The sequence below is a fragment of the Streptomyces sp. NBC_00400 genome (assembly GCF_036048035.1).
Classification (GTDB): Bacteria; Actinomycetota; Actinomycetes; order Streptomycetales; family Streptomycetaceae; genus Streptomyces.
The window spans coordinates 4,140,304-4,156,112 of record NZ_CP107940.1; the positions used below are offsets into that span (position 1 = coordinate 4,140,304).

Below are 15,809 nucleotides of genomic sequence, written 5' to 3' on the forward strand. Positions count from 1 at the left end.
GGATAACCCGGGGGAGGGTGTGCCCGGTGCGGCCGCGTAGGTACGGTTCCGAAGCGGAGTTGACCGCATGGATTCTGGGAACGGGGCGGGAATGCAGTCATACGGGGACGAAACGCGGCCATTGTCCGCGCTCTCGCTGCCCTCGCGGATCGTCATAGGGGTGGCGGCCTGCGCCCTCGCGGTCGTCGTCGCGATTCATCTCGCCATGATGTTCCTGCACGTGGCGCCGTCGAACACGCTCAGCAAGCAGCAGGGCGCCCTGATCAGCGACTACGTCTACCCCGAGTACGAACAGAACTGGAAGCTGTTCGCCCCCAATCCGCTGCAGCAGAACATCGCGGTACAGGTCCGTGCGCAGCTGCGCACCGAGGACGGCGCCCCGCGGACCACCGGCTGGACCGATCTGACCGCCCGCGACGGCCAGGGCATCCTCCACAACCCGCTGCCCAGCCACACCCAGCAGAACCAACTGCGCCGCGGCTGGGAGCTCTTCGTCAATACCCACAACGCGCAGAGCCGTCCCGTCGGCCTGCGCGGTGAGCTGTCCGAGCGCTATATCCGGCGGATCGTGATGCTCCGGATGGACGGCGAGTGGACCAAGGGCGGCGGCCGCGTCGAACAGGTCCAGGTCCGTTCGCAGACGACGGCGGTCCGCCCGCCGCCATGGAGCTCCGAGAAGATCAGCGAGAAGCCCGTGTACCGCGTGCTGCCCTGGTGGCAGGTCACCGCAGACGACCTGCCCAAGGGGGCGAACAGCCAGTGACGTCACCGACGCCCCACCAGCCTCAGCGGACGCCGAGCGACCAGCAGGCCCCGCACACCACGGAGACGGCCGACGTGCCGCGGCAGGCCCAGGCACCACAGACGTCCCCGGAGCCCGACGGCTACCGGGAGACCCGCATCGAGCGCGCCATCGGACGCGGCTTCGGGCTGGTCACCAGCCGTGCGCTGGCCCCGTATCAGACCGCCGTGATCCGGATCGGCTTCTCGGCGACGTGGCTGCTGTTCCTGCTGCGCGAGTGGCCGCACCGCGGGGTGCTCTACGGGCCCGACAGCCCCTGGAACCTGGACATGGCCCGCCGGCTCCTGGACGGCAACCACGCCTTCTCGGTACTCCCCTGGTCCGACAGCCGCGGCTGGTTCGAATGCGTCTACCTCGTGGCCGTCGTGGCCAGCGCGCTGCTGATGCTCGGCTGGCGCACCCGCACCATGTCGGTGCTGTTCATGGTGGGCGTGATCTCGCTGCAGAACCGCAGCATCTTCATAGGCGACGGCGGCGACAACGTCATCCACCTGATGTCGATGTACCTCGTGCTGACCCGGTGCGGGCAGGTCTGGTCGCTGGACGCACGCCGGGCGAAGCGGGCAGCGGCCGCCGCGTACGCCTCCGGTGGGGAGGACTCCGGGAGCGCACCTGCCGCCTCCCGCGATCTGCCCGGCGTCATCCTGTGGGCCGTGCTCGGCCTCGGACTGGCCCTCGCCCAGCTCCAGGGCGGCTACGGCCTCGGCTGGTCCGAGGGCGGCCCGTTCCCGCACATCGGCTGGAGCCTGGCGCTGTGGGGCTTGTGGCTGGCGCACGGTCTGTGGTGGGCGGTGCAGCGCTACGCACCCGGCGAGCCGCGCACCGTCCTGGACACCCTCGCCAAGCTCGCCCACAACGGCGCATTGCTGGTGATCATGGTCGAGGTCTGCCTGATCTACGCCACGGCCGGCTGGTACAAGATCCAGGGCTCACGCTGGCAGGACGGCACCGCGGTCTACTACCCGATGCACCTGGACTACTTCTCCCCCTGGCCGGCGCTGTCCGAGCTGCTGGGCAGCAACGGCGTGATGGTCATGCTGATCACCTACGGGACGGTGATGGTGCAGGTCGCCTTCCCGTTCACGGTCTTCAACCGCCGGCTGAAGAATGTGCTGCTGGTCGCGATGATCTGCGAGCACCTTTCGATCGCGTTCCTGCTCGGCCTGCCGTTCTTCTCGCTCGCGATGATCACCGCGGACGCGGTCTTTCTGCCGACGAACTTCCTGACCTGGGTCTCCGCGCGCCTCTCCGGCCTGCGCGAACGGCTCTTTTCGCGCGGCGGTGCGGACCGGCCGGCCGGCGGGACCGGGGGCGGCGAGCCGGAGGCCCGTCCGGGGCACGGCGACGGTGGCCATACGCTCGTAGGGTGAGCAGCGAGAAAACCGCCCCCGCCGAGGCCCTTCAGTACGACGAGGGGTACGGGCCCCAGATCGGCGTCGGACCGCATCCGGAGCCCTGGCCCCAGGACGACCGCCTGGACCCCGAGCTGCTTGCGCACGGCGACCGCCGCAATGTGGTCGATCACTACCGCTACTGGAGGCGTGAGGCGATCGTCGCCGACCTCGACACCCGCCGCCATGACTTCCATGTGGCGGTCGAGAACTGGGGCCACGACTTCAACATCGGCTCGGTCGTACGGACCGCGAATGCGTTCCTGGCCAAGGAGATCCATATCGTCGGGCAGCGCCGCTGGAACCGCCGCGGCGCGATGGTGACCGACCGCTACCAGCACGTCCGCCACCACCCGGACACCGCGGACCTCACCGCCTGGGCGGTGGCCGAGGAGCTGCCGATCATCGGGATCGACAATCTCCCCGGTTCCGTGCCGCTGGAGACCACCGCGCTGCCGCGGCGCTGTGTGCTGCTGTTCGGCCAGGAGGGGCCGGGGCTGACCGAGGAGGCGCGCCGGCATGCCTCGCTGGTCTGCTCGATCGCGCAGTTCGGCTCGACCCGCTCGATCAACGCGGGGGCCGCGGCCGCCATCGCCATGCATGCCTGGGTCGGCCGCCATGCGCGGATCGAGGGGCCGGACGGCGGCTGACGGGCCCCCGGACACCGCCGGGAGTCCGGCGCGGGGCCCAGGGGACGTCCCGGGGCCCAGGGCCTCGCACCGGGGCACGGGACCCGGCACCCGCACTCGTCATGCCGGCCGTCGCACCTCCACCGTCCGGAAGCGGTTGGCCACGAAGGCGCCGTCACACAGCGCCGCATTGGCCGCCGGGTTGCCGCCCGAGCCATGGAAGTCCGAGAACGCCGCGGTCTGGTTCACATAGACCCCGCCGGTCAGATTCAGTGACAGCTGGGCGCACTCCTCCAGGCAGGCCTCCTCCACCAATTGCTCGACCTCGGCGGAGGTGGTGTATGCGCCGACCGTCATGGCGCCCTTCTCGCGGACCGTGCGCCGCAGCAGATCCACCGCGTCGGCCGCGGAACCGACGGCCACCGCGAAGGACACCGGGCCGAAGCACTCCGAAAGACAGGCCGCCTCGGAGTCCGGCTTGGCGCCGTCCAGCTTGACGATCACCGGGGTGCGGACGGTGGCGCCGGGGAACTCGGGGTTGGATACCTCACGGGAGGCCAGGGCCACCTCGCCGAGCCCGGCCGCCGCGTCGATCCGCTCCTTGACCTGCGGATTGACGATGGCGCCCAGCAGGGCGTTGGCCCGTGCGTCGTCGCCCAGCAGGCCGTTCACCGCGCCCGCCAGGTCGCTGACCACCTCGTCGTACGACTTCGGGCCGGCGTCCGTGGTGATGCCGGCGCGGGGAATCAGCAGATTCTGCGGAGTGGTGCACATCTGGCCGCTGTAGAGCGACAGGGAGAAGGCAAGGTTGCTGAGCATGCCCTTGTAGTCATCGGTGGATTCGATGACGACGGTGTTGACGCCGGCCTTCTCCGTGAAGACCTGCGCCTGCCGGGCGTGCGTCTCCAGCCAGTCGCCGAAGGCGGTCGAGCCGGTGTAGTCGATGATGCGGACCTCGGGGCGGACGGCCAGTGTCTTGGCCAGGCCCTCGTCCGGCCTGTCCACGGCCAGGCACACCAGGTCGGCGGGGAAGCCGGCCTCGGTGAGCACCTCGCGGGCCACCTTGACGGTCAGCGCCAGCGGCAGCACGGCGCGCGGATGCGGCTTGACCAGCACCGGGTTGCCGGTTGCCAGAGAGGCGAACAGGCCCGGATAGCCGTTCCACGTCGGGAAGGTGTTGCAGCCGATCATCAGGGCGACGCCGCGCGGCACGGCCGTGAAGCTCTTGGTCAGCTCGAGCGGGTCGCGCTTGCCCTGCGGCTTGGACCACGGCGCCTGCTCCGGGATGCGGACCTGCTCGGCGTACGCATACGCCACCGCCTCCAGGCCGCGGTCCTGGGCATGCGGGCCGCCCGCCTGGAACGCCATCATGAAGGCCTGGCCGCTGGTGTGCATCACGGCCTGTGCGAACTCATGGGTCCGGGCGCTGATCCGGGCCAGGATCTCCAGACACACCGCCGCGCGCGTCTCGGGGCCGGCATTCCGCCAGGCGGGGAGCGCGGCGCGCATGGCCGGCAGCAGCACGTCCACATCAGGGTGCGGATAGCTGATGTCCAACTTCAGGCCGTACGGCGAGACTTCCTCGCCGGTCCAGTCGTCCGTGCCCGGCTGGTCGAGCTCGAACCGGCGGCCGCGCAGGGCCTCGAAGGCGGCCAGCCCGTCGGGTGCGGCGCTCTCGCCGTACGCCTTCGGGTGCTCGGGGTGCGGGGACCAGTACGCGCGGGTGCGGATCGCCTCCAGCGTCTGGTCGAGGGTCGGGCGGTGCTTCTCGATCAACTGCGCTGCGGTCATTTCGGCGGCCATCGATGACCAACTCCTCGTCGAGCTGGGCGGAGAGTGGATAGGGACTGGGAGCGGACAGGGCAACGGAGTTAGAGTAACCGAACGATCGGTCGGGGCAAGAGGGCCCGGCCGGCCTGTGGAAAAGTCGGTCGGGGAGGATCAGCTGGCATGACGGCTCTCGCAACCAGCAGCACCGTGGCAGTGGTGGGCACCGGCACCATGGGGCAGGGCATCGCGCAGGTGGCGCTGGTCGCCGGCCATCGCGTACGCCTCTATGACACCGCCCCCGGGCGTGCCGGACAAGCCGCCGAGGCGATCGCGGGACGGCTGGACCGGCTGGTCGAAAAAGGCCGGATCACGGCGGACGAGCGGGATGCCGCCCGCGGGCACCTCTCCCCCGCCACCGCCCTCCCGGAGCTGGCCGATGCCGCTCTGGTCATCGAGGCGATCCTGGAGCAACTGCCCGCCAAACAGGAGCTTTTCACCGCCCTGGAGGACATCGTGGCGGCCGACTGCCTGCTGGCCACCAACACCTCCTCGCTGTCCGTGACCGCAGTCGCGGGCCGGCTGCGCCACCCCGGCCGCTGTGTGGGCATGCACTTCTTCAACCCCGCACCGCTGCTCCCCCTGGTCGAGGTGATCAGCGGCTTCGCCACCGACGAGGCCGCCGCCACCACCGCGTACGACACCGCCGTGGCCTGGGGCAAGAAGCCGGTGCGCTGTACGGACACCCCCGGTTTCGTCGTCAACCGCATCGCCCGCCCCTTCTACGCCGAAGCCCTGCGTGCCTACGAGGAGCGGGTCGCCGACCCGGCCACCATCGATGCGGTGCTGCGTGACGGTGCCGGCTTCAAGATGGGGCCGTTCGAACTGACCGACCTCATCGGGCAGGACGTGAACGAGGCGGTCACCCACTCCGTGTGGCAGGCCTTCTTCCAGGACCCGAAGTTCACCCCCTCCCTGGCGCAGCGCCGGCTGGTCGAGTCCGGGCTGCACGGCCGCAAGGCGGGCCGGGGATGGTTCGACTACTCCAAGGGCGCCGGCCGGCCCGAACCGCGGACCGCTGAGCCCTGTCCGGCGCCCGAGTCCGTCGGCCTGCACGCGAAGCTGCCCGGCCCCGCGGTGGTGCTGTGCGAGCTCATCGAGGAGGCGGGCATCAAGGTCACCCGCGACCGGACGCCGGGGGAGCCGGAGGGTTTCCTGCGGCTGCCCGGTGGAGCGCGCCTGGCGCTGACCAACGGCTGTCCGGCGACGTCGAACGTCCACGAGAAGGACATCCGCTTCGACCTCTCCCTCGACTACCGCGCCGCCACCCGTATTGCCCTGGCGGCCTCGGCGACGGTCTCCGGGGCGGACCTCGCCGAGGCGGTCGGGCTGTTCCAGGCGCTGGGCAAGCAGGTCAGCGTGATCGAGGACGTACCGGGGATGATCGTCGCCCGGACGGTCGCGATGATCATCGACTTCGCCGTGGATGCCGCGGCCCGCGGGGTCGCGAGTCCCGAGGACATCGACACGGCCATGCGGCTGGGCGTGAACTACCCCGGCGGCCCCCTGGAGTGGGCCGAGCGGCTCGGTGCCCAGTGGGTGTGGGATCTGCTGGATTCGATGCACCGCCAGAGTGCCGGCGGACGCTATGGACCGTCCTGGGCGCTACGGCGCCGTGCAGACCTCGAGGAATAGGTGCTCTAATCATGACCATGGCCAAGCGCGACACCTATACGCCTGATTCGCTGCTCGCGGTCGCCGTCGAGGTGTTCATCGAGCGCGGCTACGACGGCACGTCCATGGAGCACCTTTCCCAAGCGGCCGGCATCTCGAAGTCCTCGATCTACCACCATGTCCGCAGCAAGGAAGAGCTGCTGCGCCGCGCCATAAGCCGCGCCCTGGACGGGCTGTTCGGTGTGCTGGAGGAGGCGGGCGCGCTTCAGGGGCGGGCGATCGAGCGGCTGGAGCATGTCACCCGGCGTGTGGCCGAGGTGCTGATGGACGAACTCCCGTATGTGACGCTGCTGTTGCGGGTGCGCGGAAATACGGACACCGAGCGGTGGGCCATGGAGCGCCGCCGGGAGTTCGACCACGAGGTCTCCGATCTGCTCAAGCAGGCCGCCGCCGAAGGTGACCTCCGGGACGACGTGGACATCCGGCTGGCCACCCGTCTGCTCTTCGGCATGATCAACTCGATTGTGGAGTGGTACCGGCCGGGGCGGGGCGGTGCGGTGAGCCGTGACGAGGTCGCCGAGGCCGTGGTGCGTACGGCGTTCGCGGGGCTGCGCAAGCCCTGATGCGGGGCTGCGGCGCAGGCCCTGATCTGCGCAGGTCCTGCTCTGTGCCGGTGCCGGCCGCCCCGGGGGTCAGTCCTCCTCGGGGCCGAGGTCGGTCTCCTCGAAGACCAGCAGGGTGCGGGTGCTGAGCACTTCCGGTATCGACTGGATACGGGTGAGGACCAGCTCCCGCAGCTCGCGGTTGTCCTTGGTGTGGACGAGGAGCAGCACATCGAAATCACCACTGACCAGCGCGATGTGGGTGGCCCCCGGCAGCGCCGTGAGCTGCTTGCGCACGGTCCGCCAGGAGTTCTGCACGATCTTCAGCGTGATATATGCGGAAGCGCCCTGACCTGCGCGTTCCTGGTCGACGAGGGCGCTGAAGCCGCGTATCACGCCGTCCTCGATCAGCCGGTTGATCCGCGCGTAGGCGTTGGCGCGCGAGACGTGCACCCGCTCGGCCACGGAGCGTATCGAGGCCCTGCCGTCGGTCTGCAGCATGCGCAGGATGGAGCGGTCGATGGTGTCCAGCGGGCGTGCGGCCGGGGCCGGGGGCGGTGCCTGGGCCGGTGGCGCCGGCGGTGCGGGTGCCGGCGGGGTGGCGGCGGGTGGTGCGGGCGGCTGCCCGTCGGAACTGGCCATCTGTTCGCCCGGCATATGGTCCCGCCTCCCCTTTGTGGACGCCCTGTCTTCATCTCAAGCTGTGGAGAACCGTTTGTCCACAGGCTGAGTGCGCCTGTAGCCAAAATGCATCAACGACCGAACAATCGGTAGGGCAGGGCGTGCCCGCCCTGGCCGATTCCATCCTGCCCATCCGCCGTTCGCCCACCACCCACATGAGGCGCATCGCGCCACCCCTTCGATCCGAGGAGGTGCTCGGCATGACGGTCCTCGAGCAGCCCGGCAGCAGCAGGAAGAAGAGCAGCCCGGCCGGCCCCCCGCCCGCCTGGCGTCCGCGCGTCGATCCCGCGCCCCTCCTGCCCGACGAGGAGCCGTACCGCCTCCTGGGTACGGATGCCGCGGCCCGGCTCGACTCCGGACTGCTGACCCGGCTCTACGCCCAGCTGGTGCGCGGCCGCCGGTACAACGCCCAGGCCACGGCCCTGACCCGGCAGGGACGCCTGGCGGTCTACCCGTCCTCCACGGGCCAGGAAGCCTGCGAGGTCGCCGCGGCGCTGGCGCTCGAAGACCGGGACTGGCTCTTTCCCAGCTATCGCGACACCCTCGCCGCCGTGGCCCGCGGCCTGGACCCCGTGCAGGCGCTGACCCTGCTGCGCGGTGACTGGCACAACGGGTACGACCCGCACGAACACCGCATCGCCCCCCTGTGCACCCCGCTCGCCACCCAGCTCCCGCATGCGGTGGGCCTTGCGCACGCCGCCCGCCTCAAGGGCGACGAAGTGGTGGCGCTGGCCATGGTGGGTGACGGCGGTACCAGCGAGGGCGACTTCCACGAGGCGCTGAATTTCGCGGCGGTCTGGCAGGCGCCGGTGGTCTTCCTCGTCCAGAACAACGGCTTCGCGATCTCCGTGCCGCTCGCCAAGCAGACCGCCGCGCCGTCCCTCGCCCACAAGGCGGTCGGATACGGCATGCCGGGCCGCCTGGTCGACGGCAATGACGCGCCCGCCATGCACGAGGTGCTCACCGAAGCCGTGCAGCGGGCCCGCAGGGGCGGCGGTCCCACCCTGGTCGAGGCCGTCACCTACCGCATCGAGGCGCACACCAACGCCGACGACGCCACCCGCTACCGCAGCGATGCCGAGGTCGAGACCTGGCGGTCGCACGACCCGATAGCCCTTCTGGAGCATGAGCTGGCGGCCCGTGATCTGCTGCCCGACGAATTCGTCGCCGCCACCCGGGACGGCGCCGAGCAACTGGCGGCCGGCCTCCGGGAGCGGATGAACGCCGATCCGGAGCTGGACCCGATGGACCTGTTCACCCACGTATTCGCCGAGCAGACCAGCCAACTGCGCGCCCAGGCGGCGCTGTTGCGCGCCGAGCTGGACGCCGAGGCCAACGGACACACCGAGGACAGCGCGGGCGCCGACGGCTCCGCCGAGGAGGCCAGGCCATGACGACCACCGCCGCACCGGCAACGGCGCGCAAGCCCGCCACCATGGCGCAGGCGCTGACCCGCGCGCTGCGCGACGCCATGGCCGACGACCCGTCCGTCCATGTCATGGGCGAGGACGTCGGCACCCTCGGCGGCGTTTTCCGGGTCACCGACGGCCTCGCCAAGGAGTTCGGCGAGGACCGCTGCACCGACACCGCGCTCGCCGAGGCCGGCATCCTGGGCACCGCCGTCGGCATGGCGATGTACGGGCTGCGACCGGTCGTCGAGATGCAGTTCGACGCCTTCGCCTACCCCGCGTTCGAGCAGCTGATCAGCCATGTCGCCCGGATGCGCAACCGCACCCGCGGCGCGCTGACGATGCCGCTGACCATCCGCATCCCGTACGGCGGCGGCATCGGCGGGGTCGAGCACCACAGCGACTCCTCCGAGGCGTACTACCTCGCCACCCCCGGGCTCCAGGTCGTCACCCCGGCGACCGTCGAGGACGCCTACGGGCTGCTGCGCGCCGCCATCGCCTCCGACGACCCCGTTGTCTTCCTGGAGCCCAAGCGCCTGTACTGGTCCAAGGCCGACTGGTCGCCCGATGCGCCCACCGAGGTCGCGCCACTGGGCCGCGCCGCGGTCCGGCGCCGCGGCAGCAGCGCCACGCTGATCACCTACGGCCCCTCGCTGCCGGTCTGCATGGAGGCCGCCGAGGCCGCCGGTGCCGAGGGCTGGGACCTGGAAGTGGTGGATCTGCGCTCGCTGATGCCGTTCGACGACGACACGGTCTGCGCCTCGGTCCGGCGGACCGGACGGGCCGTGGTCGTCCATGAGTCCAACGGGTTCGGCGGTCCCGGAGGGGAGATCGCCGCACGGATCACCGAGCGCTGCTTCCACCACCTGGAGGCGCCGGTCCTGCGCGTCGCCGGGTTCGACATCCCCTATCCGCCACCCATGCTGGAGCGGCACCATCTGCCCGGCGTGGACCGGATCCTGGACACCGTCGCCCGCCTCCAGTGGGAGTCGGACTGGACCGAGGGACGTGGTGAGTGATGGCCGTGGTCCGCGAATTCACGTTGCCCGACCTGGGGGAAGGCCTCACCGAGGCGACGATCGTGCACTGGCTGGTCGAGGTCGGCGAGGTGGTGGCCATCGACCAGCCGGTGGTGGAGGTCGAGACCGCCAAGGCGATGGTGGAGGTGCCGTGCCCGTACGGGGGCGTGGTGACCGCCCGCCTCGGCGCGGAGGGGGAGGAGGTCCCGGTGGGCGCGCCGCTGGTGACGGTCGCGGTGGGGGCCGTGCCCGATGACCTGGCGGGGGCAGGCCCTGGGGAGGGGCCGGGAGCCGGTGCGGGTGCGGCGGGTGGTGCACCCGATGCGGGGGTTTCGGCGCCGTCTTCCGCCGGTGTCGCCGCTCCGGCCGCGGGGGGCACGGCGGATGCCGGGTCCGGGAATGTGCTCGTCGGGTACGGCACGAGCGCAGCGGCGGCGCGGCGGCGCCGGATCCGGCCGGGGGGCGGGGCAAGCCCCATGGCGGGAGTGCCGCGGGCGCCCGGAGGAGCGGCGGACGGCTCGGCCGGAGCCGGAGCGGCCGATCGTGCGCCCGGCGGCTCAGGGGCGGCCGCTGCCGGGGCGGTGGATGCCGACAGTCGTACGGTGGCCGTCATTTCTCCGCTGGTGCGTCGGATGGCGCGGGAAAACGGGCTGGATCTACGGGAGTTGACGGGGTCCGGGCGTGATGGACTGATTCTCCGTACGGACGTCGAGTGCGCGATCCGGGCGCGGCAGGAGCGGGAGCCCTCGGCGAGGGCCGGGGCGGTCACCTCGGTGAGTGCCAGGGCGGTGAACGGTGCCGCAGGAGTCGTCGGCGCCGGTGCGACAGGCGTGGTGGGGGCCGCGTCCGCCGCCGGAGCCGTGACGGTCCCGGGATCCACGGGAGCCGGCGCCGCGGCGGGCGAGGAGCGGATCCCGCTGAGGGGGATGCTCGGTGCGGCCGCCGAGAAGTTCAGCCGCAGCCGTCGGGAGATCCCGGAGGCGACCTGCTGGGTGGACGCCGATGCCACCGAACTCCTCGCCGTCCGCAGGGCGATGAATGTGGCGGGCGCCCCCAAGGTGTCGCTGCTCGCGCTGCTGGCCCGGATCACCACGGCGGCGCTCGCACGGTTCCCCGAGCTCAATGCCACCGTCGACACCAAGACCCAGGAGATCGTCCGGCTGCCCGCCGTCCATCTGGGCTTCGCGGCGCAGACCGACCGCGGTCTGGTCGTGCCGGTCGTACGGGACGCTCAGGCCCGTACGGTCGAGGAGCTGTCCGCCGAGATCACCCGGCTCACCGAAACCGCCAGGAGCGGCGGACTCTCCCTGGCCGAGCTGACACACGGCACCTTCACCCTCAACAACTACGGGGTCTTCGGCGTCGACGGCTCCACGCCGATCATCAACCACCCCGAAGCGGCGATGCTCGGCGTCGGCCGGATAGCCGCCAAACCCTGGGTGCACGAAGGCGAACTGGCCGTCCGGCAGGTCGTCCAGCTCTCCCTCACCTTCGATCACCGGGTGTGCGACGGCGGCACCGCCGGAGGCTTCCTGCGCCATGTGGCCGACTGTGTGGAACAGCCCGCGCTGCTGCTACGGGGGCTGTGAGCCCGGTGGGGCCGGTGACCTCGGTGTGGCCACTTAGCTCTGGTCGGTGAGCCCGGTGAGCCCGGTGAGCCCGGTGAGCCCGGTGTGGCCGTCGCGTCCGCTGTGGCAGAGCTGACATCTGCCGCAGCGCCGGCACCGGTGTGATCCGTTCACCCCCGGCGATACTCAAGGGGTGAACGCCCCCACCGCCTACGACACCATCGTGCTGGCCGGAGGCGCGGCCCGACGGCTCGGCGGGGCGGACAAGCCCGCCCTGTCCGTCGGCGCGCGCCCCCTCCTGGACCGGGTACTCGCCGCCTGCCCCGATGCCGCGATCACCGTCGTGGTCGGCCCTCACCGCCCGACCACCCGCGTCGTCGTCCGCGCCCTGGAGGATCCGCCGGGCGGCGGTCCGCTCGCCGCGCTGGACGCCGGTCTGCGGCACACCACCGCCCCGACGGTTCTTGTCCTCTCCGCCGATCTCCCGTTCCTGACCACCGCGACCGTGCAGGGCCTGTTGGCAGCGGCGACGGGAACGCCCGGTGCCGCCGGGCCGGGCAACGGCGCTGCAGGGCCGGGCAGCAGTGCCGCCGGTGCGGACAGCGGTGCCCCGCCCTACGGCGACGGGGCGATGCTCCAGGACGCCTCGGGACGGGACCAGCCGCTGGTGGCCGCGTACCGGGCCGCGTCGCTGCGCCGTGAGCTGGCGCGGGTACGGGCCGGACACGGCACTCTGGCCGGGCTGCCGCTGCGTGCCCTGGTGAACGGGCTGCGGCTCGAACGGATCCCGGACGTCACGGCCACGGCATCCTTCGACTGCGACACCTGGGAAGACCTCAGCGCGGCACGCGCCCGTATCAGGGAGCATGGAAACGTGTTGGATGAATGGATCACTGCAGTCAAGGCCGAACTGGGCATCGAGCTCGATGTCGACACGGCGGCGCTTCTCGACCTCGCGCGGGACGCGGCGCACGGTGTGGCCCGGCCGGCCGCACCGCTGACGACCTTCCTGATCGGTTACGCGGCGGGCCGGCAGGGCCGGGACGTCAAAGAGCTGACCGAACGGGCCACCGCACTGGCCAACCGCTGGGCGGCGGAGGCCGAGGAGTCCGCCGGTCCGGTGGAGTCCGGCGGCGGCACGGGTGCCGAAACGAAGCCCGCAGAATGACCGACAGGGGCTTCGGCAAGGAATTCGACGGGGACTTCGAGGGCGATTTCGGCTGGGATTTCGGCAGGGAGCCCGGCGGCACGGTGGGCGGGGCAGGGGGCGCGGCGGTGGACGAGGGACGTGGCGACCCGTTCGAAGAGGCGCTTGCGCTGGCCAACGCCACGGCGCCGCTGCGCGTACGGCACGGGGCCGAGGGCAGCGGGGCCGGGCCCACGACCGGCAGGGTGCCGTATGCCACCCGCGAGGCCGCGGCGGCCAACTCCTCCGCCACCGGGGGCAGCCACGACATCCCCTACACACCGGACGATCCCTTCTCCCTCGATGACCCCATGGCCGCAGGGAACGGTGCCGCACGCTCCTCCGGGCCCTCACGTGCACCCGGCAACGGTGCCTCCCGCACCTCCGGGCCCTCCCGCGCCTCCGGCCCCGTCGGCCCCGAAGACCACGAAGACCCTGCGGACCCCCCGCCTCCCACCGGCCACGGCTCCCGCCCCACCCCGGTCGCCGTCCCTTGGCACACCGCCCGGGACATCGCCGAGCGCGCCGTAGCCGGTCCACCCGAGCCCGCGACCTCGGCGCTCGGCGACGCGCTCGGCCGTACGCTCGCCGCGCCCCTCACCGCGCTCACCGATCTGCCGTCGTTCGACACCTCGGCGATGGACGGCTGGGCGGTGTCCGGCCCCGGCCCCTGGCGTCTCGACCACCCCGCAGGCACATCCGAGGCCGGCCCCCCTCCCGGCATCCTCGCAGGCCACGCCCCTGACCGGGCGCTCCACGACGGACATGCGATCCCGATCGCCACCGGTGCGCGCGTGCCGTCCGGTGCCACCGCCGTGCTGCGCAGTGAGCACGGCGAGGTCCGTGAGCTGAGCGACGGCGGACGGCGGCTGTACGCACCGCAGCCCGCGCCGCCCGGTCAGGACATCCGTCCGCGGGGTCAGGAGTGCCGTCGCGGCGACCAACTGCTGCCCGCCGGCGCCCTGGTGACCCCTGCTGTGCTCGGCCTGGCCGCCGCGGCCGGTTACGACGAGCTCACCGCGTACCGCCGGCCGCGCGCCGAAGTCCTCGTGCTGGGCGATGAGTTGCTGGACCACGGCCTGCCGCAGGAAGGCCGGATCCGGGATGCGCTCGGCCCGATGCTCGCGCCGTGGCTGCATGCCCTGGGCGTCGAAGCGGCCGCGCCACGCCATCTCGCCGATGACCCCGACACGCTGTACGCCGCCGTTGCCGAGTCCACCGCCGACGTGGTGATCACCACTGGCGGCACCGCATCGGGCCCCCTGGACCATGTGCACCCCATCCTGCGCCGGCTGGGCGCCGAGGTGCTGGTCGACGGTGTCGCGGTACGCCCCGGGCACCCCATGGTGCTCGCCCGCCTGGCCCCGCACCGGCATCTCGTCGGCCTGCCCGGCAACCCCCTCGCCGCCGTCTCCGGCCTGGTCACGCTCGCCGAACCGCTGCTCCGTACCCTCGCCGCCCGCCCTCCTGCCGCGCCGTACCGGACGCCGCTGGCCGCCCCGGTCCACGGGCACCCGCGGGACACCCGGCTCGTTCCGGTGGCCTACCGCGAGGACGAACGGCACGGCCTGATGGCGGCGCCGCTGCACTTCCACGGCCCTGCCATGCTGCGGGGAATCGCCGCCGCCGATGCGCTGGCCGTCGTCCCGCCCGGTGGCGCGGAGCGTGGCACCGAGCTCGAACTCCTGGAACTGCCCTGGTCGGCCGGGCCGTCCGCGGGCTGGTCCCCGGGCTCATCGACGGGCTGGACCGCCCCGGGGGACGGGTAGCGGGCACGGGCGCCGAGCCGGCTGCCGGTTCCGTCCGCCGTCACGCCGCTCGCCGCCCGCCGGGCCCGGCCGCCCGGCGGGCCGGCCATCCCGCTCGGCCGCCGCCCCGTTCAGGCCCCCTCTGCCACGCACACCCTCTGCCGTGCGCCCTCGACCGCGCACCGGTGCGGCGCCTACGTCAGCTGCTCGGCACCGCCTGCCGGATGGTGATCACGCGGTCGGTGAGTTCGAGCGTCGCGGCCTGCGGATCGCTGTAGTTCAGCACCCGGTGCCCCCGTACGACCGCCACCACCAGATCACCGAGCTCCCGGGGCGAGCGGCCCGCCTCACTCTTCGTCACCGGTCGCTCGTCGAGATCCAGCCCGCTCCCGTAGGTCAGCAGATCCTCCAGGACCGTGCCGACGTACGGGCTGGCCATGGACATACCGAGCAGCCGCCCCGCCGCGCTGGAACTCGTGATGACCATGTCGGCGCCGCTCTGCTTCAGCAGCGGCACGTTTTCGTCCTCCCGGACCGCCACCACGATCGAGGCATGCGTGTTGAGCTGCCGTGCCGTCAGCGTCACCAGGGCCGCGGTGTCGTCGCGCCGGGTGGCCACGACCACGCGCGCGGCACGCGGCAACTCGGCTCTGGTCAGTGTGCCGGAGCGGGTCGCGTCTCCGTGAACGCCCACGAAGCCGTCACTGCTGGCGGCGTCCACGACGGTCTTCTGCGGGTCGACAACGACGATCTTCTCTTTCGGGACGCCCTGACCGATCAGCGTCTCGATGGTGTGGCGGCCCTTCGTCCCGTACCCGATGACGACGACGTGATCTCGCATGCGGGACCTCCAGCGGTGAATGCGTACCTGGTGCCGGGTGCGCGCGGTGAGGACTTCGAGCGTGGTGCCGACCAAGATGATCAGGAACAGTACGCGGAGCGGTGTGATGACCAGGATGTTGGTCAGCCGTGCACCCTCGCTGACCGGGGTGATGTCGCCGTAACCGGTGGTCGAGAGGGTGACCGTCGCGTAGTAGGCCGCGCCGAGGAAATCGACGTCGCGGTGGGCGCTGTCGCGGTATCCGGCGCGGTCGAACCAGACGATCAGCGTCGTGAGGGCCAGTACGCCGAGCGCCATCACCAGCCGCCGCAGGACCTGTTGGAGGGGCGGCACCATGCCCTGGGCGGGCATGACGATGGAGCGGCCGGCCTCGGTGTCGTCCTTGGCCTCGGTCCGGGTGCGGGACCAGAGGGAGCGGAGGATGGCGGAGCTGCCCGTCCCACGGCGCGGTTGCTGCTGGTCGCTCATCCGGCCGGCGCTCCCCGAGTGGCC

13 protein-coding genes are annotated in these 15,809 nt (G+C 71.9%); 10 read left to right on the plus strand and 3 right to left on the minus strand.

Features of this window, described 5'->3' with window-relative positions; genetic code table 11:
• Positions 1-91 precede the first annotated feature (91 nt).
• Genes OHS81_RS18005 through OHS81_RS18015 form a run of 3 tightly spaced genes read left to right on the plus strand, consistent with a single transcriptional unit; the run spans position 92 to position 2,843 of the window.
• Positions 92-763, plus strand: coding sequence for a DUF5819 family protein (locus OHS81_RS18005; protein WP_328385759.1), 672 nt, complete (start codon positions 92-94; stop codon positions 761-763).
• On the plus strand, positions 760-2,172 hold the full coding sequence (locus tag OHS81_RS18010) for an HTTM domain-containing protein (protein ID WP_443058720.1): 1,413 nt from the start codon (positions 760-762) through the stop codon (positions 2,170-2,172). The genes OHS81_RS18005 and OHS81_RS18010 overlap by 4 nt, the downstream gene beginning before the upstream one ends.
• Complete coding sequence (locus OHS81_RS18015; RefSeq protein ID WP_328385760.1) at positions 2,169-2,843, plus strand: TrmH family RNA methyltransferase; 675 nt, start codon at positions 2,169-2,171, stop codon at positions 2,841-2,843. Before OHS81_RS18010 ends, OHS81_RS18015 begins: the two co-directional genes overlap by 4 nt.
• 99 nt (positions 2,844-2,942) lie before the next feature.
• On the opposite strand, the gene paaN is transcribed toward OHS81_RS18015, so the two are convergent.
• On the minus strand, positions 2,943-4,625 hold the full coding sequence (gene paaN, locus OHS81_RS18020; protein ID WP_328385761.1) for a phenylacetic acid degradation protein PaaN: 1,683 nt from the start codon (positions 4,623-4,625) through the stop codon (positions 2,943-2,945).
• 147 nt (positions 4,626-4,772) lie between these two features.
• On the opposite strand from paaN, the gene OHS81_RS18025 reads away from it, so the two are divergent.
• On the plus strand, positions 4,773-6,284 hold the full coding sequence (locus tag OHS81_RS18025; protein WP_328385762.1) for a 3-hydroxyacyl-CoA dehydrogenase: 1,512 nt from the start codon (positions 4,773-4,775) through the stop codon (positions 6,282-6,284).
• Between the two features lie 11 nt (positions 6,285-6,295).
• Positions 6,296-6,886, plus strand: coding sequence for a TetR/AcrR family transcriptional regulator (locus OHS81_RS18030; RefSeq protein ID WP_328385763.1), 591 nt, complete (start codon positions 6,296-6,298; stop codon positions 6,884-6,886).
• Between the two features lie 69 nt (positions 6,887-6,955).
• On the opposite strand, the gene OHS81_RS18035 is transcribed toward OHS81_RS18030, so the two are convergent.
• Complete coding sequence (locus OHS81_RS18035) at positions 6,956-7,522, minus strand: Lrp/AsnC family transcriptional regulator (RefSeq protein ID WP_328385764.1); 567 nt, start codon at positions 7,520-7,522, stop codon at positions 6,956-6,958.
• Between the two features lie 224 nt (positions 7,523-7,746).
• Here OHS81_RS18035 and pdhA point away from each other — a divergent pair, with 224 nt between their 5' ends.
• From pdhA to OHS81_RS18060, 5 genes are all read left to right on the plus strand, one after another.
• A complete protein-coding gene (pdhA, locus tag OHS81_RS18040) occupies positions 7,747-8,940 on the plus strand; it encodes a pyruvate dehydrogenase (acetyl-transferring) E1 component subunit alpha (protein ID WP_328385765.1) in 1,194 nt (397 codons plus the stop codon).
• Positions 8,937-9,974 carry an alpha-ketoacid dehydrogenase subunit beta gene (locus tag OHS81_RS18045; RefSeq protein WP_328385766.1) on the plus strand — a complete coding sequence of 346 codons (1,038 nt, stop codon included), beginning with the start codon at positions 8,937-8,939 and terminating at the stop codon, positions 9,972-9,974. The genes pdhA and OHS81_RS18045 overlap by 4 nt, the downstream gene beginning before the upstream one ends.
• Positions 9,974-11,563 (plus strand): dihydrolipoamide acetyltransferase family protein, encoded by a 1,590-nt coding sequence (locus tag OHS81_RS18050; RefSeq protein ID WP_328385767.1) that lies wholly within the window; start codon positions 9,974-9,976, stop codon positions 11,561-11,563. The genes OHS81_RS18045 and OHS81_RS18050 overlap by 1 nt, the downstream gene beginning before the upstream one ends.
• A 172-nt stretch (positions 11,564-11,735) precedes the next feature.
• Positions 11,736-12,710: a DUF6457 domain-containing protein gene (locus OHS81_RS18055; protein ID WP_328385768.1), complete on the plus strand. Its 975-nt coding sequence runs from the start codon at positions 11,736-11,738 to the stop codon at positions 12,708-12,710.
• Positions 12,707-14,497: a molybdopterin molybdotransferase MoeA gene (locus OHS81_RS18060; RefSeq protein WP_328385769.1), complete on the plus strand. Its 1,791-nt coding sequence runs from the start codon at positions 12,707-12,709 to the stop codon at positions 14,495-14,497. Before OHS81_RS18055 ends, OHS81_RS18060 begins: the two co-directional genes overlap by 4 nt.
• 178 nt (positions 14,498-14,675) lie before the next feature.
• Here OHS81_RS18060 and OHS81_RS18065 read toward each other — a convergent pair whose 3' ends face one another.
• Positions 14,676-15,785, minus strand: coding sequence for a potassium channel family protein (locus OHS81_RS18065; RefSeq protein WP_328385770.1), 1,110 nt, complete (start codon positions 15,783-15,785; stop codon positions 14,676-14,678).
• Between the last annotated feature and the right edge of the window lie 24 nt (positions 15,786-15,809).